Here is a 22,253-nt window from a genome sequence, read left to right on the forward strand (position 1 = left end):
AGTAATGAAATGATCAATCTATTCGATAACAATAATGAAGATTTTGCTTTCCTCCTTGATCAGATGGGCAGCGACATATTATTAAATGATAATACAATAAGGGCTTTAATTATGAATACCAACCTAGAACAAAACTATGATGATAGACGTATCTCTAGCCTGTCACCTCTGAAAAGGGGTGATACTATTGTTTATAACAGTAAAAAGTACCTTATCATTAGTGAAGTCAACGAGAAGCGATACAGCAAATACAAGGGAATCATGCGATCCTTACCACATAAGATCATTGTCAATTCCCAATGTCGATTCTATGCTCTGGATTGCTATATAAATACAAGTAATCTAGGGGTAATAGATGGGCGGGTACTATCTATCCCAGATGGGGAGATAACTGTAATTTCCACATTAATTAATAATGATTCTGACCTTAAAATTGACGCTAGGTTCCTTCTGTATGGAGAAGCCTTTAAAGTCACAGGAATTGACCGGTATAGTAAACCTGGAATGCTAATTTTGACGTGCAAAAAGGATTTGATTGATACTGTTGCAGATGATTTAATTAATGGTATTGCTGGTGGTTTAGCTTGCCCTGTAGACATTACAAGTAGTGATATCAGTATTGCTGTAGACTCAACACATCAACTCACTTGGACAAGTACAGAGGATGCACCTGTGAAATTCTCAACATCTGATGAAGCAATTGCAACCGTAGACGCTAACGGCATTGTAACAGGGGTTTCTGAAGGCATAGCAACAATTACTATTGCTAACGCTACAAACGAGCGTATACAGGATACAGTGACGGTAACGGTTCAGGATATGCCAGCAGGATATACAATTAGCCTGACAAGTACAGGGGCATTAGATCAAATCAATAAGGGATACACAAGAACCTATAACGCCGTTGTAGCGGAGAGCAATAATGTAGTAAACGAACCGGTAAAGTGGGAACTGTTTGCTGATGATCAAGTATCAACAACAACGTTAGCGGAAATTACAAGTCAAACGGGTACATCATGCGTTGTTAAGGGCATAGCACTTGGTTATGTACAATTAAAGGTTAGTTTGGTTAGTGACCCAGTAGTGTACATTTGGCAACGGATTCGGGTGAAGAGTTTGATCTGAGAATAAAAAATACATTACTGTCTATTTAAATAATGAACACTATCTTCAAAATTAACTTGACCACTTTACTCTTCATTTTGAACCCTCTATAATTTTATTTAGTGGAATGAAAAGTTAGTGGTCATTTCCTTCTTAATAATGGAGAAATTCATCTTTCTGGGGCATAATCAGGATGTACATTTTCCTTGCGATGCCTATGGAATTATGATAAAATTCAATTTGTTGTGAATTCGGTGGTCCGCTGCGGATGATGAAGGAGAACAAGAGGTTCTTCGGAAGAGGCATGAACACCTGAGTGGAAGGAGGGAGTCCTAGATGAATATCGTACAAGCGATTACGCAAGAACAACTTCGCAAGGATATTCCGAGCTTTCGTCCCGGGGACACTTTGAAAGTGTTCGTTAAGGTTATCGAGGGATCTCGTGAACGTGTCCAATTGTTCGAAGGTGTTGTGATCAAGCGTCGTGGCGGCGGAATCAGCGAAACTTTTACGGTTCGTAAAATTTCCAACGGTGTAGGCGTGGAAAGAACTTTCCCGCTTCATTCCCCGAAAATCGATAAAATCGAAGTGGCTCGCCGTGGTAAAGTGCGTCGTGCGAAGTTGTATTATCTTCGCGAGCTTCGCGGTAAAGCAGCGAGAATTAAAGAAGTACGTCGTTAATTTTACGTTAACGAACAGGGGGCTTGTATCCAATCAAGCCCCTTTACTTTTTATTTCGGCCATTTCGATCAAGTACATATTTTATGAGATAAGGAGAGTCACGATCCATGGAGAAGCAAGAACAACAGGATCATCCGGAAGTTTCGCCGACTTCCGAACAGGTGGGACAACGACCGGACGGGCCGGAAACGGTGCAGTCGCCGCCAGCGGGCAAGAAGGAAAAAAGCGAGGCGTTGGAATGGCTGAAAGCCATTGTCATCGCCGTTGTGCTGGTTCTCCTGATTCGTTGGCTTTTCTTTGCTCCGTTTATCGTAGACGGTCCGTCGATGCAGCCGAACTTCCATACCGGGGAACGCATCATCGTGAACAAGATCATTTACGATATTCGCGCTCCCAAGCATGGCGAAGTGATCGTTTTCCACGTTCCGTCCGAGGGACGGGATTTCATCAAACGCGTCATCGGCGTTCCCGGCGATACGGTTCAAGTTGAAGGGGATACGGTTACCGTCAATGGGCGGGTCGTGGATGAAACTTACATTAAAGATGCCGTGATTGAGAAACATAACAACAACGAGCTCTACAATAAGGAAGCGAATTTTCCGAACGAGCTGATTCCGGACGGAACCGTTCCGCAAGGGTACGTCTTCGTGCTGGGGGACAACCGTTCGAACAGTACGGACAGCCGGCGCATCGGCTACGTGCCGTACAAGGATATCGTAGGCCGCGCGGATTTGGTGTTCTGGCCGCTCTCGGACCTCCAGTTCATCAGACATTAGACTGCGCGTTCTTGGGATAGATGAGGTGAAGGTAGATGACAATTCAATGGTTTCCCGGCCATATGACCAAAGCACGCCGGCAGATTCAGGAGAAACTCAAGCTGATCGACGTGGTCATCGAACTGCTTGACGCACGGCTGCCTTTGTCCAGCCGCAATCCGATGATCGATGAGATTTTGCAGGGGAAGCCGCGCCTGATCGTGTTGAATAAAGCCGATTTGGCCGATCCTTCGGTCACCCGGCAATGGATTGCTTATTTTAAGGAAGAAGGGCATCTGGCCGTTGAGGCGGACGCCGCAAGCGGGCAAGGCTTGAAGGAAATTCCCCTGTTGGCCAAGGAACTGCTGAAGGAGAAAATCGAAAAGCAGATCGCCAAAGGGATCAATCCTCGGGCGGTTCGGGCTTTAATCGTCGGGATCCCGAACGTCGGCAAATCGACGCTGATCAATGGCCTGGCCGGACGCAAGATCGCCGCGACCGGCGACCGTCCCGGCGTGACCAAAGGACAGCAATGGATCAAGGTTGGCACGGAGATGGAGCTGCTGGACACGCCGGGCATCTTATGGCCGAAGTTCGAGGACCAAAACGTCGGTTACCGGTTGGCCGTGACGGGGGCGATCCGCGAGGAGATTTTGAACGTGGAGGACATCGCTTTTTTTGCCGTCAAATATTTGGTTCGGTATTACTGGGAACCGTTTCAAGAGCGGTTCGAGCTGGATCGGGCGCCACGCGATTTCGAGGATGCGGATGAAATCGTCGCCGTTATGGAGGCGGTTGGACGAAAACGCGGGTGTCTCGTTAGCGGCGGCCGGGTGGATTTGGAGAAAGCTTCGAGCATTCTGCTTCGCGAGTTAAGAGCCGGCAAGCTGGGCCGATATTCGCTGGAAGCGCCATACTAGATAAATTGAAGCCGCGGCGGTTGCCGGCGGCTTGTTTTTTTTAGGCTTTAGCCAGTTGAGTACGCGAAGCGTGCGAAACAAAAAACCACCCGCTATGCGGGTGGAGGGAACGAGGGTTTGACCAACAAGACCATCCCGATAAAATTGAGATGTTCAGGCTCAATGAAAGGAATGGTCTTAGATGGCAAACAAGAACTACAGTCTTGCTCACACAAAGTGGATGTGCAAATACCATATTGTGTTCACCCCGAAGTATAGACGGAAAGAAATCTATAATCAAGTGAGGAAAGACTTGATCGAAATTTTCAAACGTCTATGTAAGTATAAAGGCGTGGAGATTCTAGAAGGTCATATGATGCCGGATCATGTACACATGTTGGTAGCCATTCCACCAAAGATATCCGTGTCATCTTTCATGGGATATCTGAAGGGAAAAAGTTCCCTCATGATCTTTGAGAAACATGCCCAATTAAAGTATAAATACGGGAACCGAAAATTTTGGGCGGAGGGATATTATGTGAGTACAGTGGGACTGAATGAAGCTACCGTAGCAAAGTATATTCGTGAACAAGAAGTACACGACCAGGCGATGGATAAGCTGAGTGTAAAAGAATATGAAGATCCGTTCAGCAGTAACGGTGGCAAGAAGAAGTAAACCAGTTTAACTGGTAAGTGAAGGTGACAAAATACACTGAGCCTGAACAATTTTATTGTCAGGCTAGCGTCTTTAGGCGCAGTTTGGCAACAGGGGGTTATACCCCAAGAGCAAACCACCCGTTGGACGGGTGGTTATGATTGGTGAAAGGCTGTAGAATCGAGAGAGGAAAGCCGATAATATAAGGGAAGAACGGTTTTTATAGATGAAAAGGATAGAGGATGGATGCACTCCAGGCGTGGGACCCCCCATTTCCGGTACCGGGAATGGGAATCATCATGGAACGGCTAGCAGCGGGGAAGGTTCGCGAAGAACAAGGAGGCACTATGGACGATTGCTTAAAATATGAGCGCGAGTATTGGCAGTCGGGATATTCGCATATTGCGGGGATCGACGAGGTCGGCAGGGGCTGCCTGTTTGGAGACGTGGTGGCCGCCGCGGTGATTTTGCCGCAGGATCTTGTGCTCGAGGATGTCGATGATTCGAAGAAACTAAGCGCAAAGAAACGCGATAAGCTGTTTGATATTATCATGGAACAGGCAGTTTCAGTGGGAATCGGATTTGCGGATGCGGACACGATTGATCAAATCAATATCAAGCAGGCGACGCGCCGAGCAATGAAGCAGGCGGTCGAGAAATTGACGATCCGGCCGGACTTTCTGCTGATCGACGCGGAGAAGGTGGAGGTTCCCATTCCCCAGCTCTCGGTGATCAAGGGGGATGCGACCAGCCAGTCGATTGCTGCCGCGTCGATCATCGCCAAAGTAACGCGGGACCGCTTATGCCAAGGCGAATGGGACGCGCGTTATCCCGAATATGGAATTGCCGTACATAAAGGCTATGCGACGAAGCTGCACCGCGAACAGATTCAAGCGCTGGGGCCGACGCCGATGCATCGGAAGAGCTTTATGCGGAATTTGTTCGTAGAAGAACAAACGTTGTTTTGACCGGCATGACTTACCCGCTCTCGTAAGAGGCGGGTTTTCCATATCGTAATCGAAGCGAAGGGGGAGCTTATGAATATCGGACCGCTGCTGCGCAGCATGATGGGAGACGTTCGTTCCGGCGAACCGAAGTCGTTGGAACTCAAGACGGGGCAGGTGGTCCGCGGTACGGTGCTGTCCGTTTCCGAGGACGGGCAGGAAGCCGTCATCCAGGTACAGGGCGTCAAGCTCCATGCGGCTTTGGAAACGCCGCTCCGTCCAGGGGAAACGACGCTTTTGCAGGTACAGCCGGAGTCCAAGGACGGACTGGCGGTGTTGAAGCCGGTTCAATCGACCCCGGGTGCCGTATTGTCCGCCGCTTCCCTGGCCAAGGCGCTCGACTCGTTGGGACTCGAAAATACGGCCGCTAACCGGGATTTACTGCAGTTGATGCAAAAAAGCGGAATTCCGTTAACGTCAGACAATGTGGCGCTCCTACAGCAGGTTTCCGGGCAAAAGCCGGGCGGAGTGCCGCTGGCGGAATGGATCCAGGCCGCAGGAATTGCCTTCGGGCGAGGCTTGCCGATCACGGGCGAGTCGGTAGCCGGTCTGCACCAAGCCGTTTTTGGGCCGCCGCTTCATGTCCTGCTTTCCTCCCTTGAGGAGCAAATCGCCGGATTTTTGCGCCAAGCGGGGCAGGATGCGGCCGGAACCGGAGGACGTGCCCCAACGGGCTCTACTGCCGAACCGTCGGGGCAGCCAATGTCGGCAGGGCCTGCTGGCGGTGCGGCTTCTCAAGCGTCGGGCACCAACGCCGGGACAGCCACAGGGACAACCGCAGAGGCTTCGGCTTTGGCGGGAACGGCGCCTTCCGGCGGAGGGGCTCAGCCGAACCAGGCGGCCGGGTTGGTGCAATTGGCCCGGCAGGGGGCGTTTGCGGACGTTCCGGGCGGTCCGCAGACGCTTCAGCCGGCCTTGCAAGGGCAAGCCGCCGCCGGGGGAACTGGCGGGGCGTTGGTCGCGAAGCTGCAGGCCGTGCTGGCGGAGCTGCAGGCGTCCATGCTCCAAGAGGGCATGGACGGAGCGAAGGGGCCGGGCCGGGGGGCTGGCGGCCCGGCAGGGGGCTCTCCCGTCGCCGCGGGCATGACGGGAGGCACCGGCGCCGCCGCCGGAGGCACGGCTCCGGCGGCGGCGCCGCAAGGCGAAGGGCCCGCAGGGCCTTCGCCAGCGGGCACGCGCCCCACCCCCGCGGCGGAGCCGTGGGTGGGGCGCGTGCTGAAGCTGCTCGGTGCGGAGCACGAGCAGCAGGCGCTGCGCGCTGCCGCGCCGGCGGGCACGCCGGCCGCGGGAGCGGCGCAGGAAGCGCCGCCTGCGGCAGGCGCTTCGGCGCCATCGCCGCTGCGCCAAGCGGCAGCGGCGGGCAGCGCAGCCCCGGGCGGGGGGCTGATCCCGCCCGGGACAGACCCGGCCGCGCCGGCGGAAGCGCGCGCGGGCCAAATCCCGGCGCAGCCGCCGGGCAGCGCCGACGAAGCCGCCGCCTTCCGCGGCGGCAGCGGCACGACGGCCGCGGGCACGGCTGCGCATGAGACGCTGAAGGGCCTTCTCCTACAGGTGATGGCCTCAGAAGATCTGCCCGCGCCGCTGCAAGAGGCGGCGCGTCAGCTCGTACAGCAGCTCACCGGACAACAGCTGCTGCTGAATACCGACCGGACCGCGCCGTTTGCCCAGGTCACGATGTTCCTGCCCTTTATCGGCCCGGACGGCCGGCAAACCGCCGCCGTGCACATCGAGTCGCGGCGTGGGCGCAAGGGCGAACTGGATCCGGATAATTGCCGACTGTGGTTCGATTTGCAGATGAAGGCGCTGGGCCAGATCATGGTGGACGTGCAGGTTGCCGACAAGAAGGTACTGCTTAAAATCTACAGCGAAAAGGAAGCCACCGGTTCGTTTCTGGAATCTCGCCAGGAAGAAGTGAGCGAGGCCTTGGAGAAAGCGGGATATCGGTTGTTGTCGCTGAAGGCCGAGCTTTTGATTCCTCCGGATGGCGCGGACGGTGCCGAAGCTGATTTCAGCTTGCCGATGTCCTACGCCCCCAGCGTGTACAAAGGAGTGGATTATCGCGTATGAAGGAGCAACCGCAACCATCCGCGCTGGCCTTCAAAAAGGCGGTTGCCCTTAAATACGATCCGGGCCAGGGCGAGGCTCCGGTCGTTGTCGCCAAAGGCAGGGGCGCGATCGCCGATCGCATCCTGGACACCGCATTGGAGCACGGAATTCCGGTACAGGAGGACGCCGCCTTGGTCGAAGTGTTGTCCAAGCTGGATTTGGATCAGCAGATCCCGACCGAATTGTATGATCTGGTTGCCGAGATTTTAACCTTTATTTATCGATCCGATAAAATGGCGGAAAGAGGGTTGTTCTTTGAGTAACTTCGGCATGAACGGGCAAAGAGCGGATGGTCGAAAAGATCGTGGCCGTAAAGCGGAGGAGCTTGCTTGCAAGCGCCTGCTTGCGCTGGGTTATACCGTGGTGGAGCGGAACTGGCGCTGCCGAACCGGGGAAATCGACATCGTCGCCCGCAAAGGAGATACGCTCGTCATCGTAGAAGTACGGAGCCGCAGCCAACAGGCTGCGGCTTTCGGCACACCGGCCGAATCGGTTACTGCCCGCAAAATCAAGCAAGTTCGCGAGACGGCCGCCGTCTATCTTCATCGCACCGGACAGTCCGCCGCGAATATTCGATTTGATGTGATGGCCGTAACCTTTGGCCGGGAAAAGGAGACAACGGTGGAACATATCGAAGCCGCTTTTTAAAGAGGTAGCGTACCTTGGGGGCTCTGCTATTGCCTTTGCGGGATTATCCCTTTTGTTCAGGCAGGAGCGGGAATGGACAGGAGAAGGATAAAGAAAACAGAGATGCGGGGGAGAACGAGTGATTCAGGCGAGATTTCGACTTGAGAGGGGGCCCTTCTGCCATCTGATCAAACGGGATAATCATGCAAAGCGTCCGGACGACAAGTATGAACCTAACACCCGGCCCGATGGCCGTCCCGTCCCCAAGCTTTCAACGTCATTTAAGCAACGGAGTACTCCTCGACGTGGGTCTACAAGATAAATTAACTTCGCCAGCGGCGAGGTTTTTTTATTTCTTCTTTATGTTTATCCGCCAGGGAGATGGAAAGTATACTTGACATGAAGGCGGCTTTCATTTATGTTGTAAATGTAAAGCTCGCTTTCCATTTAGGCGTCTCAAAGGAGGGAGCATGTGAAGAACAGGCTGGAGGAAATCCGCAAGCAACAAGGGATAAAGCAAGAAGAACTGGCGGCGGCTTTGGAGGTGTCGAGGCAAACGATCGGTTCTTTGGAAAACGGAAGGTACAACCCTTCGATCCTCCTCGCGTTTAAGATCGTCCGCTATTTCAAGATGTCCATTGAAGATATTTTTATTTATGAGGAGGAGGAAACCGTATGAAGAAGAACCGGGTGGTGTCCCAAACGGTTTTACTGCTGCTGGGTATGATTATGTTGGCCGCGGGGCTAAAGGGCATAGGCGGTATGACGAAAATGGCGGCTGGATTGTGCACGGGCATGGGCGGAGGATTAATCGGCCTGAGTATCGCCAATCTGTTCATCGGCGCGTATTACAGAAGGCACCCCGAAGCCCAAAAGCAATCCGATATCGAAGCCCAAGACGAACGCAATGTTGCGCTTACCGATAAAGCAAAGGCTAAAGCTTTCGACCTGAATAATAAAGTATTGATGCTCGTTCCCTTCCTGCTGATTCTAGCCAATTCTCCGTTATGGATAACGCTTTCGGCCGTAGGCGTGTACTTGTTTGGTTTCGGAGCACAAATTTATTTCACGATGCGGCTCAGCAGAGAGATGTAGACATTATGAAATATTTTCGAAAAAAGCTAAGCAGCGACCGTTTGCGTGAACGCCTCTTTTTTTCGGTTATTCTATGGGCGGCGTTATTTTTCGGCGTCATGATCCTGAGTTATTTCCTGCTTCCGGAGGGGTTACTGAAAAATCGGAACCCGCTGCAAAACTGGGAAACCTCCAACAATACCTTCATCCTGGTGCTGCAAATTTTCTTTTACAACCAGATGTCGGTTTTGGTCATTATTGCAGCAAGTTTATTTGCCAAGAAAAAAGCAAAGGAGGCGAACTACCTCTCGCTGGGCTATCTCACATTTTTTACACTGATGGCAATCAATGGCGTGGTTGTGGGGACGTGGTCCTTTTCCGTGGAGAGCGAGCCCCTTCCTTTGTTTCGTAGAGTCACCCGCACTTTCGATCTCCTGCATCGAGCCGGGCTTTGGGAGATGATGGGACAATTGTTGATTACCTGTGCCGTTGCCCGCATCGCGATCATCCTTACCTCCGGCAAAGATACCGTTACTCGAAAATTCGGCGCCATTCGCCTGGAAAAGCCGGAAATAATGGCTTTCGTGTCCGGCTTCGTGTTGATGCTAATCGGCGCCATCGTAGAAAGTTTGGCTATTCACAGTCTCTAGCCGGCAGAAATGCGTCTATCGTAGAAAGGGAAGGACTCTCGCAATCGACGATTTATCCTGCCGCCTCTTGGCGCCGGTCCAACTGCCGGTATTGAATCGCTTCCGCCACATGCTCGGCGCGGATGTCCCGCTCCCCGTCCAGATCGGCAATCGTTCGCGACAGCTTGATGATCCGGTCGTAAGCTCGCATGCTGAGTCCCAACGTCGTGAAGGAAGCCTGCAGCAGCTTGGAGGCAGCGGGGGCCAGCGGGGCGAATTGGCGCAGCAAACTGCCGTATAATTCGCTGTTGCGGGTAATCCGGCTGCCGTGGTATCGCTCCTGCTGGATCCGCTCGGCCGCCATCACCTGCGCCCGCATCGCCGCGGAGCCTAGAGGCTGCGCATCCTCCTGCCAGCGTTGTGGGCGGGGAACCTCCACTTGCATATCGATTCGGTCCAATAGCGGGCCGGATATTTTTTCGCGGTATTGGGCGATCCGCCAAGGCGTGCAAGTGCACGGCGGCAGCGGGGGCTCCGCACCCAAATACCCGCACGGACACGGATTTAACGAACCTGCCAGCAAAAAATGTGCGGGAAACGTGAACGATGCGCGGGAGCGGCTGATGGTGACGACGCGATCCTCCAGCGGCTGACGCAGCACCTCCAATACGCCTCTGGAAAACTCCGGAAGTTCGTCAAGGAACAACACGCCGTGATGGGCGAGGCTCACTTCGCCCGGCTTCGGAATTCCGCCTCCTCCGATCAGGCCGCCGGCAGAGATCGTATGGTGCGGCGAGCGGAAGGGTCGGCGTTGGATCAGTCCTTGCCCGGAATCGCTGAACTTGCCGGCGGAGCTGTAAATTTTCGTGACTTCCAGCGACTCTTCCGGCGTCAAGGGCGGCAGAATGGAGGGGAGTCTCTGTACGAGCATCGTTTTGCCTGTGCCCGGCGGACCGATCAGCACGATATTATGAAAACCGGCGGCGGCGATGGTCAGCGCCCGTTTGATTTGCCGCTGGCCCATCACGTCGCTGTAGTCGAGCAGCGGGGGAAGATCCGCCGTCGAAGCGGTGGTGTCGTTTTTTTGTTCGAGGTGATTTAAAGTTTCGAGGACAAGTGGAGCTGTCTTCTCTTGTTCCCTCGGTGAACGCATAGGGAGCGGCATGACGGCCGCCTGGTTCGGATCTTCGGGGGTGGGAGGGGCCAGCTCGGCAAGATGGCCGATCCCGTAGACGCGTATGCCGCCAAGCAGCCGCGCTTCTTCGGCGTTATCCCGCGGCAGCAACACCGAGGTAAAACCGTCGCGGCGCGCCCGGTCGACCATGGACAAGACGCCGGGGACCGGCCGCAGCGTCCCGTCTAGCGACAACTCGCCGATGATGAGCAAACGCTCCTCTGCCGGCAGCTTCACCTGATCGCTGGCGGCCAGCAAGGCAAGAGCGATGGCCAAATCGAAGGCGGAGCCCTCCTTGCGCAGGTCGGCCGGCGCCAAATTGATCGTTATGCGCTGAAGCGGAAAGCGGTAGCCGCAATTTTTGATCGCGGCCCGAACTCGATCGACCGCTTCGCGGACGGCCGAGTCCGGCAAACCGACGATGCTTGTGTGCGGAATTCCGCTGGACAAGTCAACCTCAACCTCGATCATGACGCCGTCAATGCCATACAAGCAAGCGCTGTATAATTTTCCGTACATAATAAAAACACCTCTCTCCAAATCATATCGGACCGTTTGCCAATGCAAAGGTCGAATTCGGAAAAAGGTGCTTCCTTTTTTTCCTTGTTAATAAAGCTACAGGTATTCTAGGACGATTCATACAGTTTGTCAAGTTTTGCATAAGGAGGCGGCTAGACTTGCTTATCGGGGGTTTAAGACCGCGAACGGAAAATGGCAAGCATATTTCTCACAATTGCAGCTTCTCTTCGAAATTGCCGAATCTTGCCGGAATTCATCTCGCGACGAGATACGTGCAGGTGGAATAGGCCCCTTCCATTGAATAGATCAGTCGAAATTTGTCCTTTTAATTCAACTCTCTAAAGCTTTGAAAACGGTTTATAAAAGCTTGATTATTTTCCCCTCCTGCGTCAGCTATTCATCTCAACTTGAGATGAAAACGATATAAAAAAGTTGTGTATAAATCATGAACTTTTTAAGGAAAGCGTTTTAAAAAAGTGGTACAATATTCTGGGTTTCAGCTGATGTAATTCGAGAAGGGGGACCTCAAGCCGCTGGGTTTTGGGAACCTCTAAATACCGCCTGTTGATAGGAGGATTTTTACGCATGAATATCCATGAATATCAAGGAAAAGAAGTCCTGAAACAGTACGGCGTGACCGTACCCGAAGGACGAGTGGCGTTTACGGTCGAAGAAGCCGTGGAAGCGGCGGTAGCGCTGGGCACCCCGGTTGTTGTGGTCAAGGCGCAAATTCACGCCGGAGGCCGCGGCAAAGCCGGCGGCGTCAAAGTGGCGAAAAATTTGGATGAGGTCAGATCCTATGCCCAGGAAATTCTCGGCAAGGTACTGGTAACGCATCAAACGGGACCGGAGGGCAAAGAGGTGAAACGCCTCTTGATCGAGCAAGGCTGCGACATCAAGAAGGAATATTACGTCGGCCTCGTTGTGGACCGGGGAACGGGCCGCGTAACGATGATGGCGTCCGAGGAAGGCGGCACGGAAATCGAAGAGGTCGCGGCTGCGACTCCGGAGAAAATTTTCAAAGAGGCGATCGATCCGGCGATCGGCTTGACGCCGTTCCAGGCACGCCGATTGGCTTACGCAATTAACATTCCAAACGAGTTGGTAGGCAAAGCCGCGCAGTTTATGCTGGCTTTATATGAAGCTTTTGTGGACAAAGATTGCTCCATCGCGGAGATCAATCCACTGGTCGTCACGGGCGACGGCAATGTAATGGCGCTCGACGCGAAGCTCAATTTCGATTCCAATGCGCTGTTCCGCCATAAGGATATTCTGGCTTTGCGCGACCTGGAGGAAGAGGACGAGAAGGAAATCGAAGCCTCGAAATTTGATCTCAGCTACATCGCGCTGGACGGCAACATCGGTTGTATGGTCAACGGGGCCGGTCTGGCGATGGCGACGATGGACATCATCAAATATTACGGCGGCGACCCGGCGAACTTCCTGGACGTTGGGGGCGGCGCTACGGCCGAGAAAGTGACGGAGGCGTTCAAAATCATATTATCGGATGCCAAGGTGAAGGGGATTTTCGTCAATATTTTCGGCGGCATCATGAAATGCGACGTCATCGCTTCGGGGATCGTGGAAGCGGCGAAGCAGGTTGGTTTGGACCGTCCGCTCGTCGTGCGCCTCGAGGGGACGAACGTCGATTTGGGCAAGCAAATTTTGGCCGAATCGGGACTGGCGATCGTTTCCGCGGACTCGATGGCGGACGGCGCACAGAAAATCGTAGCGCTTGTATCCTAAAGGTCGCATTGTAGAACGCAATCACCTATCCATAAGGGGAGGCTCGAAATATGAGTATTTTGGTCGATAAGAATACGAAGGTCATCACCCAGGGGATCACCGGGAAAACCGCGTTGTTCCACGCCAAAGGGGCGCTCGACTACGGCACGCAAATGGTCGGGGGGACGTCTCCGGGCAAGGGCGGCACGAAGGTCGACATTACCTTGGAAAGCGGCGAAACCGTCAGCCTGCCGGTGTTCAATACGGTGCGCGAAGCCAAGGAAGCGACCGGAGCTACCGCCAGCGTGATTTACGTACCGCCGGCATTTGCCGCCGATTCGATTCTGGAAGCCGTGGAAGCGGAATTGGATTTGGTCATCTGCATCACGGAGGGCATTCCGGTTCTTGATATGGTGAAGGTTAAACGTTATATGGAAGGGAAAAAGACCGTCCTGATCGGCCCGAACTGTCCGGGCGTGATTACGCCGGGCGAATGCAAGATCGGCATCATGCCGGGGTATATCCATTTGCCGGGCCATGTCGGCGTCGTATCGCGCAGCGGCACGTTGACGTATGAAGCGGTGCATCAGCTGACGACGCGCGGCATCGGCCAATCGTCGGCGGTGGGCATCGGCGGCGATCCGGTGAAGGGCTCGGAGTTCATCGACATTTTACGCCGGTTTAATGACGACGACAACACGCATGCCGTGATCATGATCGGGGAAATCGGCGGTACGGCCGAAGAAGAAGCGGCGGAATGGATCCAGAAGAACATGACGAAACCTGTCGTTGGGTTTATCGGCGGCGTGACGGCGCCTCCGGGTAAACGGATGGGGCATGCGGGGGCGATCATTTCCGGGGGCAAAGGCACGGCCAAAGAAAAAATCGCCAAGCTGGAGTCCTGTGGCATCAAAGTAGCGCCAACACCGTCCGAAATGGGCGCAACGCTTGTCAGCGTTCTGGAGGAACGCGGCATCTTGAATTTGTGCACGACACATTGAGCTTTTTTTGATATAATCATTCGCAAAGGTAAGCAACCTTCTCAGCCGAAAGCGGCTCGGAAGGTTGCTTTTTTTATTTTCGGAGGAGGGATTCGGGAGTGGAGAAGAATTGGGTGTTGGCGGGATTGCATGAGTGTCCCGGGGTAGGCTGGAAAACGCTGCAGCAGATCGTTGAATACGATGAGGATTGGGAACATGCCCTGGAGTTTACCGCTGTCGATTGGATGGCGCGGGGGCTGAATTCGGAGCTCGCGCTGCAGTTGTCGGAGCAGTTCACCGCCGAGTGGATTGAAGCCCGAATGGAACAACTTCATCGCAAGGACATCCAAGTGATTACAAGACTGGATTCGGAGTATCCTATTCTAATGAAGGAGACCGTTCGACCGCCTTGGGTATTGTATTGCCTGGGTGAGGTCGGACTCCTGAACCGCCTCTCCGTAGCGATGGTAGGCACACGGCTGCCGACCGCCTACGGACGTAAAGTGGGGGCCGTATTGGCCGGTGAGCTTAGCTCTCGCGGAATAACCATCGTTAGCGGGATGGCCCGGGGGATCGACGGAGTTTGCCATGAAGCGGCTTTACAGGCGGGAGGACCTACTCTGGCCGTGTTGGGGACGGCTATCGACGTCGCCTATCCGCCGGAGCATACCTCGCTGTACCGCAGGATTGCCGAGCAAGGACTAATCGTTTCGGAATATCCGATCGGCACGCCGGGTCATCCCGGGATGTTCCCCCAGCGTAACCGGATCATCGCGGGGATCAGCCGGGGCACCGTGGTTGTGGAAGCCGACGCCCGCAGCGGTTCGCTGATCACGGCGGACTGGGCGCTGGAAACCAATCGCGACGTGTTTGCAGTTCCCGGTCCGGTCACCTCGCCGAAAAGCCGGGGGACGTTGTCGCTACTGAAGCAGGGAGCAGCCAAAATCGTGACCGAAGCCGAGGATATCTGGGAGGAATACGAAGCCTTTTTACCTGCCACGAAAGAGTCCCAAAAGGAAGCGGTAACAGGAAACAAGTTGACAGATGAGGAGCGCCGCATATACCATATGTTGGAGCAGGGCATCACGAGTTTCGATGATTTGCTCGTGCAGACCGGGTGGGATTTTGGACTTTTACACTCAGTTCTGTTATCTTTAATCATGAAAAAAACGGTGGTTCAACTCCCCGGCTCCGTGTACCAGCTAATATAGTCCATTCCTAACCGAGAGTGGCCCGATTATATGACTATATGAATATTCTATATGAACATGAATTTGATGAGCTTCGTATTGTTTGAGAGGAGGACGAACCTGTGGCGGATTCACTCGTCATCGTGGAATCGCCTGCCAAGGCGAAAACGATTGGCAAATACTTAGGCAGCAAATACATCGTGAAAGCCTCAATGGGTCATGTTCGCGATTTGCCCAAGAGCCAAATTGGGGTTGAAGTAGAGAACGACTTCAGTCCGAAGTATATTACGATCCGTGGGAAGGGTTCCGTATTAAAAGAATTAAAAGATGCCAGCAAAAAAGTGAAAAAAATCTATCTGGCAGCCGACCCCGATCGCGAAGGAGAAGCGATTGCCTGGCATCTGGCCCATGTCCTGGATATGGACGAAACGGAAACATGCCGCGTCGTATTTAACGAGATTACAAAGCAAGCGGTTAAGGATGCGTTCAAAACCCCGCGCCGAATCAATATGGATTTGGTGAATGCTCAGCAGGCCAGACGGATTCTAGACCGGCTGGTCGGTTACAAGGTCAGCCCATTGTTGTGGAAGAAGATCAAAAAAGGAATGTCGTTTGGCCGCGTGCAATCGGTAGCGGTAAAGATCATTTTGGATCGGGAGAACGAAATATCCGAATTTGTTCCGGAGGAATATTGGAGCATTACGGCAAAGCTGAAAACCGGAGAAGCTGCTTTCGAGGCGAAGTTCCATCAATTCCAGGGCCAGAAGTTGGAGCTGCAAAGCGAACAGCAGGTTCGGGAAATTCTGGAATCGATCGAGAAAGCCAAGTTCAGCGTGGCCGAAGTGAAGGAAAAGGAACGCCTCCGCCATCCGGCAGCGCCGTTTACGACCAGTTCCCTGCAGCAGGAGGCGGCCCGCAAGCTGAATTTCCGCGCTGCGAAGACGATGTCGGTCGCTCAGCAGCTGTATGAGGGCGTTGACCTCGGCAAAGAAGGGACCGTCGGTCTCATCACCTACATGCGTACGGACTCGACGCGAATCGCCGCCTCGGCGCAAGAGGAGGCGAAGGAATATATCCTGGGGAAATTCGGAGAGGCATTCGCCCCCGAGACGCCGCGCCAGTATTCCAAAAAAGCGGCAAGCGCGCAGGATGCCCACGAAGCGATCCGTCCGACATCGGCGATGCGCGATCCGGAATCGGTGAAGGAATTCACCAGCCGCGACCAATATCGGTTGTATAAATTGATTTGGGACCGGTTTATGGCCAGCCAAATGACCTCTGCCGTGCTGGACACGATGTCGGTCGATATCGCCGCCGGTGAAACAGTATTTCGCGCTGTCGGCTCGAAAATCCGGTTTCCCGGGTTCATGAAGGTCTACGTGGAAGGTAATGACGACGGGAACGCCAATGAGGACGAGAAGTTTTTGCCGCCTCTGCATAAAGGAGAAGTACTGACCAAAGAATCGATCGAGCCAAAGCAGCATTTCACCCAACCGCCGCCTCGTTATACGGAGGCGCGTTTGGTTAAAACGCTGGAAGAGTTGGGGATCGGACGCCCTAGCACGTACGCGCCAACGCTGGAAACGATCCAAAAACGCGGCTACGTGGCCATCGAGGAGAAGAAGTTCGTCCCCACCGAATTGGGCGAGCTCCTTATTGAGCAGACGGAACAATTTTTCCCGGAAATTCTCAACGTCGAGTTTACGGCTCATATGGAGGAAGAACTTGACCATGTCGAAGAAGGTTCCGAGGATTGGGTAAGGGTGCTGGGCGAATTTTATGAGTCGTTCGAGAAGCGGCTCCGCGTAGCGGAGGAAGAAATGAAGGAAGTCGAAATCGAAGACGAGGTCTCCGATGAGATATGCGAGAAATGCGGGAAACCGATGGTGTATAAATTGGGACGCTTCGGGAAGTTCCTAGCTTGCTCGGGATTTCCGGATTGCCGCAATACGAAGCCGATCGTCAAGGACATCGGCGTAACCTGCCCGAAATGCAAAGAGGGCCATGTGGTAGAGCGTCGCAGCAAAAAAGGACGGATCTTCTATGGATGCGACCGCTACCCGGAGTGCGATTTCGTGTCGTGGGATAAGCCGTCTCCGAAACCTTGCCCGAAATGCGGTTCCTTGCTTGTGGAGAAACGGAATAAGCAAGGCGGGAAGCTGCAATGTACCGCCTGCGATCATGTGGAAGCCCTCGAGGACAATGATGACGCAATGGAAGATTGAACGGAACTGCACAGCTTGCAGGTAAACTTACAACTTAGAAACTCAGCAAGGGATTTTGGGGGGATTAGTGATGACGAACAAAGTAACGGTCATCGGCGCGGGGCTGGCCGGCAGCGAAGCGGCTTGGCAGATCGCGAGCCGAGGCATCCCCGTGGTCTTGTACGAGATGCGTCCGGTGGTAAAAACCCCGGCGCATCATACCGATAAATTCGCCGAGTTGGTCTGCAGCAACTCGCTGCGGGCAAACGGTTTGACGAACGCGGTTGGCGTCCTCAAGGAAGAGATGCGGATGCTGAACTCGCTGGTGCTTGGCGCGGCGGATCGTAACGCGGTGCCGGCCGGCGGGGCGTTGGCTGTCGACCGGGACGGGTTCTCCGGGGAGATCACCCGCACGCTGCGGGAGCATCCCCTGATCGAAGTGGCGAATGAGGAGATCAAGGAGATTCCGCAGGAAGGGATCGTCGTGATCGCGACCGGTCCGCTGACCTCTCCTGCCCTATCGGAGCAGATCCGGAAGTTGACCGGCGAGGATTATTTTTACTTTTACGATGCCGCCGCTCCGATCGTGGAGAAGGAATCGATCGATATGAATAAAGTATACTTGGCCTCAAGGTACGACAAAGGCGAAGCGGCCTACCTCAATTGCCCGATGACGGAAGAGGAGTTCGACGCTTTTTACGATGCATTGATTCATGCGGAAGTGGCGCAGCTGAAGGACTTTGAGAAAGAAGTGTATTTCGAAGGCTGCATGCCGATCGAAATCATGATGCGCCGCGGCAAGCAGACCGCATTGTTCGGTCCGATGAAGCCGGTGGGCCTGGTGAACCCGCATACCGGCAAGCTGCCTTACGCCGTCGTGCAACTGCGTCAGGATAATGCGGCCGGAACATTGTACAACCTGGTAGGGTTTCAGACCCATTTGAAATGGGGCGAGCAAAAGCGCGTGTTCTCCATGATCCCTGGGCTTGAAAATGCCGAGTTCGTCCGCTACGGCGTGATGCACCGCAACACGTTCATCAACTCGCCCAAACTGCTGATGCCGACCTACCAATTGAAGGCGCGGCCGACGTTGTTCTTCGCCGGGCAGATGACCGGCGTTGAAGGTTACGTCGAGTCTGCCGCGTCCGGCCTGATCGCAGGCATCAACGCCGCACGTGCCGCCGCCGATATCGAGGGGATCGTCTTCCCCGAGGACACGACGCTCGGCAGCATGGCGCGGTATATCACGACCGCGGACTTCGAGCATTTCCAGCCGATGAACGCCAACTTCGGCCTGTTCCCGAAGCTGGACACCCGCTACCGCAAGAAAGCGGAGAAGAACGAAGCGCTCGCTCAGCGCGCGCTTAATAGCTTACGCTCCTTTATGGCAGAAGAACGGTTGGGTTAAACCACCGTTTTTTTTGCAATCTGGGGGGCAAACGGGTTATGCTGAAAGCATACACATAGAATTAGCCCAATAAATCAGAAACGCAAGCGAATCCCGAAGGAAAAGCGTTCCATGCACGAAGTAGAGCGCATCCCCGCAGGGGACAGCGGTTCAGGAGCGCCTCAGTTGATCCCGCGTTCTTCCGGTGTTTCAGGTAACTCGGGAGCACCCAAAGTAAGACGTACCCGAAGGGGGAAAAGCGTTCCACGCACGAAGTAGAGCGCATCCCCGCAGGGGACAGCGGTTCAGGAGCGCCTCATTCGATCCCGCGTTCTTCCGGTGTTTCAGGTAACTCAGGAGCACCCAAAGTAAGACGTACCCGAAGGGGGAAAAGCGTTCCACGCACGAAGTAGAGCGCATCCCCGCAGGGGACAGCGGTTCAGGAGCGCCTCATTCGATCCCACGTTCTTCCGGTGTTTCAGGTAACTCGGGAGCACCCAAAGTAAGACGTACCCGAAGGGGGAAAAGCGTTCCATGCACGAAGTAGAGCGCATCCCCGCAGGGGACAGCGGTTCAGGAGCGCCTCATTCGATCCCGCGTACTTTAGGTGTTTCAGGTAACTCGGGAGCACCCAAAGTAAGACGTACCCGAAGGGGGAAAAGCGTTCCACGCACAAAGTAGAGCGCATCCCCGCAGGGGACAGCGGTTCAGGAGCGCCTCAGTTGATCCCGCGTTCTTCCGGTGTTTCAGGTAACTCGGGAGCACCCAAAGTAAGACGTACCCGAAGGGGGAAAAGCGTTCCACGCACGAAGTAGAGCGCATCCCCGCAGGGGACAGCGGTTCAGGAGCGCCTCAGTTGATCCCACGTTCTTCCGGTGTTTCAGGTAACTCGGGAGCACCCAAAGTAAGACGTACCCGAAGGGGGAAAAGCGTTCCACGCACGAAGTAGAGCGCATCCCCGCAGGGGACAGCGGTTCAGGAGCGCCTCATTCGATCCCGCGTTCTTCCGGTGTTTCAGGTAACTCGGGAGCACCCAAAGTAAGACGTACCCGAAGGGGGAAAAGCGTTCCACGCATGAAGTAGAGCGCATCCCCGCAGGGGATAGCGGTTCAGGAGCGCCTCATTCGATCCCACGTTCTTCCGGTGTTTCAGGTAACTCGGGAGCACCCAAAGTAAGACGTACCCGAAGGGGGAAAAGCGTTCCACGCACGAAGTAGAGCGCATCCCCGCAGGGGACAGCGGTTCAGGAGCGCCTCATTCCCTCCCACGTTCGTTAACTTTGCGGGAGACCAGAGGGCAGCGGGCCCTCGGGCGCCCTCCCTTACGGTAAGGGAGGGATGGGGAGGGTTGAGATCCCACAAGAAAGGAAGTGCAAACATCCATGGACCTATCTTTTCACGCCACAACGATTTGCGCCGTACGCCTCAATGGCAAAGGGGCCATTGCCGGTGACGGGCAAGTCACGTTTGGTCAGAACGTCGTGATGAAGCAGACGGCGAAGAAAGTCCGCCGGTTATACCGCGGGCAAGTGATTGCCGGTTTTGCCGGTTCCGTTGCCGATGCCATCACACTATTCGAAAAATTCGAGGGGAAACTGGAGGAGCATCAGGGCAACTTGCAGCGGGCGGCCGTCGAACTGGCCAAGGATTGGCGGCAGGATCGCGTGCTTCGGAAGCTGGAGGCTTTGATGATCGTCATGGACAAATCCGGCATGCTGCTGATTTCCGGGAGCGGCGAAATTATCGAACCGGACGACGATGTGCTGGCGATCGGGTCAGGCGGTAACTTCGCTTTATCCGCTGCGCGGGCGCTCAAACGACATGCTCCGGGTTTGGAGGCGAAGGATATCGTGCGGGAATCCCTCCAGATCGCTTCGGAAATATGCGTGTATACCAATAGCAATATTATCGTTGAAGAGCTTTGAGTATCCGTTGAAACTATCGTGTTCAGGGGGACGAATCATGACCGATATGAATTTAACGCCAAGACAAATCGTGGCCGAACTGGATAAATACATCGTAGGACAAAAACAAGCGAAGAAGTCGGTTGCCGTCGCATTGCGGAACCGGTACCGGCGGAGTCTTCTCCGGGAAGAGGTTCAGGACGAAATCGTGCCGAAGAACATCCTGATGATCGGGCCGACCGGGGTTGGGAAGACGGAAATTGCCCGGCGGCTTGCGAAACTCGTCGGTGCCCCTTTCATTAAGGTCGAAGCGACAAAGTTCACCGAGGTTGGATATGTTGGCCGGGATGTCGAGTCGATGGTCCGCGACTTGATCGAAACGGCGATCCGGACAGTGAAGCTGGAGCGCACCGAAAAGGTGAAAGATAAGGCGGAGGAACTCGCCAATGAACGTCTCGTTCATATCCTGGTACCTTCCGAGAACAAAGCCAAAGGGGTTCGCAATCCTTTTGAAATGCTGTTTGGAGGCGGCAACGGAAACAGCGCCCCTGTCCAAGAACAGCCGGAGGAGGACGGTACGCTCACCGAACGCCGCCGGCAAGTGCGTTTCAAATTGCTGGCCGGTCAATTGGAGAACGATATCGTCGAAGTCGAAGTAGAGGACAATGCGCCGACGATGATGGATATGTTCGCCGGTCAGGGCAATGATCAGCTTGGCATGAACATGCAGGAAATGTTCGGCAACCTCTTGCCGAAACGGACCAAGAAGAGAAAGCTGACCGTCAAGGAAGCCCGCAAGCTGCTGACGCAGGAGGAAGCGGCTAAACTGATCGACCAGGACGACTTGATTCAGGAAGCCGTCACGCGGGCGGAGCAAACCGGGATTATCTTTATCGATGAGATCGATAAAGTGGCCAGCCGCGGCCAGGGTTCAGGGCCTGACGTTTCCCGCGAAGGCGTGCAGCGCGATATATTGCCGATCGTGGAAGGCTCAACGATCATGACCAAATATGGTCCGATCAAAACCGATTATATTTTGTTTATCGCCGCAGGGGCTTTCCATATTGCCAAGCCGTCCGATTTGATCCCTGAGCTGCAAGGGCGTTTTCCGATTCGGGTCGAGCTAAGCAGCTTAACGCTGGAGGATTTTGTATCGATCTTGACGGAGCCGGAGAACGCCTTGACCAAACAATATATCGAGCTCCTACGCACGGAGGATCTGGAAATCGAGTTTTCGGACGCGGCGATCCATGAAATCGCCCGTATAGCAGCTACGGTTAACGCGAATACCGAAAACATCGGAGCCAGACGGCTGCACACCATTCTCGAAAAACTGCTGGAGGACCTGTCCTTCGAAGCTCCGGAGTTGACGCTCGAGAAAATGGTGATTACTCCGGAATACGTAAAGGAAAAACTAGGAAATATTGCCCAGGATCGTGACCTGAGTCAATTTATTTTGTAGCTCCGGTCTCTGGTTCTCGGGTCGGGACTTCTCATTCACTAGGACCTGATCCGTTTTTCACAAAACTGTAAAATTTAAGGCCACTTTGCCATAACAGGGCGGGTGGCCTATATTAATTCCAAGAAAGCCGATTGATTTTAATTCAATTGGATTTTGTTGGATTTTGACGATTAAT

20 protein-coding genes are annotated in these 22,253 nt (G+C 54.2%); 19 read left to right on the plus strand and 1 reads right to left on the minus strand.

Annotation, left to right across the window (positions count from 1 at the left end; translation table 11 throughout):
* Positions 1-9 precede the first annotated feature (9 nt).
* The 12 genes from ACZF99_RS10815 to ACZF99_RS10870 all read left to right on the plus strand — a co-directional run bounded on the left by ACZF99_RS10815 (position 10) and on the right by ACZF99_RS10870 (position 9,555).
* Positions 10-1,125 carry an Ig-like domain-containing protein gene (locus ACZF99_RS10815; RefSeq protein WP_483611625.1) on the plus strand — a complete coding sequence of 372 codons (1,116 nt, stop codon included), beginning with the start codon at positions 10-12 and terminating at the stop codon, positions 1,123-1,125.
* Positions 1,126-1,440: 315 nt separating this feature from the next.
* The gene (gene rplS / locus ACZF99_RS10820) at positions 1,441-1,785 is read left to right on the plus strand and encodes a 50S ribosomal protein L19 (protein WP_059045398.1); all 345 of its coding nucleotides are present in this window, start codon (positions 1,441-1,443) and stop codon (positions 1,783-1,785) included.
* 107 nt (positions 1,786-1,892) lie between these two features.
* Positions 1,893-2,561 (plus strand): signal peptidase I, encoded by a 669-nt coding sequence (gene lepB / locus ACZF99_RS10825; protein ID WP_483611627.1) that lies wholly within the window; start codon positions 1,893-1,895, stop codon positions 2,559-2,561.
* Positions 2,562-2,596: 35 nt separating this feature from the next.
* On the plus strand, positions 2,597-3,460 hold the full coding sequence (ylqF, locus tag ACZF99_RS10830) for a ribosome biogenesis GTPase YlqF (protein WP_483611629.1): 864 nt from the start codon (positions 2,597-2,599) through the stop codon (positions 3,458-3,460).
* Positions 3,461-3,641: 181 nt separating this feature from the next.
* Positions 3,642-4,115, plus strand: coding sequence for an IS200/IS605 family transposase (tnpA, locus tag ACZF99_RS10835; RefSeq protein WP_240268557.1), 474 nt, complete (start codon positions 3,642-3,644; stop codon positions 4,113-4,115).
* A 326-nt stretch (positions 4,116-4,441) separates the two neighbouring features.
* Positions 4,442-5,062, plus strand: a complete 621-nt coding sequence (locus ACZF99_RS10840) for a ribonuclease HII (RefSeq protein ID WP_483612653.1) — start codon at positions 4,442-4,444, stop codon at positions 5,060-5,062.
* A gap of 69 nt (positions 5,063-5,131) precedes the next feature.
* Positions 5,132-7,165 carry a flagellar hook-length control protein FliK gene (locus ACZF99_RS10845; protein ID WP_483611631.1) on the plus strand — a complete coding sequence of 678 codons (2,034 nt, stop codon included), beginning with the start codon at positions 5,132-5,134 and terminating at the stop codon, positions 7,163-7,165.
* Entirely contained in the window at positions 7,162-7,467 is a 306-nt protein-coding gene (locus ACZF99_RS10850; protein ID WP_483611633.1) for an EscU/YscU/HrcU family type III secretion system export apparatus switch protein, read from the plus strand. Before ACZF99_RS10845 ends, ACZF99_RS10850 begins: the two co-directional genes overlap by 4 nt.
* Positions 7,460-7,852 (plus strand): YraN family protein, encoded by a 393-nt coding sequence (locus tag ACZF99_RS10855; protein WP_483611635.1) that lies wholly within the window; start codon positions 7,460-7,462, stop codon positions 7,850-7,852. Before ACZF99_RS10850 ends, ACZF99_RS10855 begins: the two co-directional genes overlap by 8 nt.
* 451 nt (positions 7,853-8,303) lie before the next feature.
* Positions 8,304-8,510 carry a helix-turn-helix transcriptional regulator gene (locus ACZF99_RS10860; protein WP_483611637.1) on the plus strand — a complete coding sequence of 69 codons (207 nt, stop codon included), beginning with the start codon at positions 8,304-8,306 and terminating at the stop codon, positions 8,508-8,510.
* Positions 8,507-8,926, plus strand: coding sequence for a hypothetical protein (locus tag ACZF99_RS10865; RefSeq protein WP_483611639.1), 420 nt, complete (start codon positions 8,507-8,509; stop codon positions 8,924-8,926). Before ACZF99_RS10860 ends, ACZF99_RS10865 begins: the two co-directional genes overlap by 4 nt.
* Before the next feature lie 5 nt (positions 8,927-8,931).
* A complete protein-coding gene (locus tag ACZF99_RS10870) occupies positions 8,932-9,555 on the plus strand; it encodes a hypothetical protein (protein ID WP_483611641.1) in 624 nt (207 codons plus the stop codon).
* Between the two features lie 52 nt (positions 9,556-9,607).
* On the opposite strand, the gene ACZF99_RS10875 is transcribed toward ACZF99_RS10870, so the two are convergent.
* A complete protein-coding gene (locus ACZF99_RS10875; protein WP_483611643.1) occupies positions 9,608-11,227 on the minus strand; it encodes a YifB family Mg chelatase-like AAA ATPase in 1,620 nt (539 codons plus the stop codon).
* Positions 11,228-11,812: 585 nt separating this feature from the next.
* Here ACZF99_RS10875 and sucC point away from each other — a divergent pair.
* From sucC to hslU, 7 genes are all read left to right on the plus strand, one after another.
* Positions 11,813-12,973 carry an ADP-forming succinate--CoA ligase subunit beta gene (gene sucC / locus ACZF99_RS10880; RefSeq protein WP_483611645.1) on the plus strand — a complete coding sequence of 387 codons (1,161 nt, stop codon included), beginning with the start codon at positions 11,813-11,815 and terminating at the stop codon, positions 12,971-12,973.
* Positions 12,974-13,023: 50 nt separating this feature from the next.
* Complete coding sequence (gene sucD, locus ACZF99_RS10885) at positions 13,024-13,953, plus strand: succinate--CoA ligase subunit alpha (protein WP_483611647.1); 930 nt, start codon at positions 13,024-13,026, stop codon at positions 13,951-13,953.
* A 98-nt stretch (positions 13,954-14,051) separates the two neighbouring features.
* Positions 14,052-15,143, plus strand: a complete 1,092-nt coding sequence (gene dprA, locus ACZF99_RS10890) for a DNA-processing protein DprA (protein ID WP_483611649.1) — start codon at positions 14,052-14,054, stop codon at positions 15,141-15,143.
* 101 nt (positions 15,144-15,244) lie between these two features.
* A complete protein-coding gene (topA, locus tag ACZF99_RS10895) occupies positions 15,245-17,347 on the plus strand; it encodes a type I DNA topoisomerase (protein ID WP_483611650.1) in 2,103 nt (700 codons plus the stop codon).
* Positions 17,348-17,417: 70 nt separating this feature from the next.
* Positions 17,418-18,734, plus strand: coding sequence for a methylenetetrahydrofolate--tRNA-(uracil(54)-C(5))-methyltransferase (FADH(2)-oxidizing) TrmFO (gene trmFO, locus ACZF99_RS10900; RefSeq protein WP_483611652.1), 1,317 nt, complete (start codon positions 17,418-17,420; stop codon positions 18,732-18,734).
* Positions 18,735-20,094: 1,360 nt separating this feature from the next.
* Positions 20,095-20,637, plus strand: coding sequence for an ATP-dependent protease subunit HslV (gene hslV, locus ACZF99_RS10905; protein WP_483611654.1), 543 nt, complete (start codon positions 20,095-20,097; stop codon positions 20,635-20,637).
* Between the two features lie 37 nt (positions 20,638-20,674).
* The gene (gene hslU, locus ACZF99_RS10910) at positions 20,675-22,078 is read left to right on the plus strand and encodes an ATP-dependent protease ATPase subunit HslU (RefSeq protein WP_483611656.1); all 1,404 of its coding nucleotides are present in this window, start codon (positions 20,675-20,677) and stop codon (positions 22,076-22,078) included.
* The last annotated feature ends 175 nt before the right edge of the window (positions 22,079-22,253 follow it).

The organism is Paenibacillus sp. JL3B1040 (genome assembly GCF_057063165.1).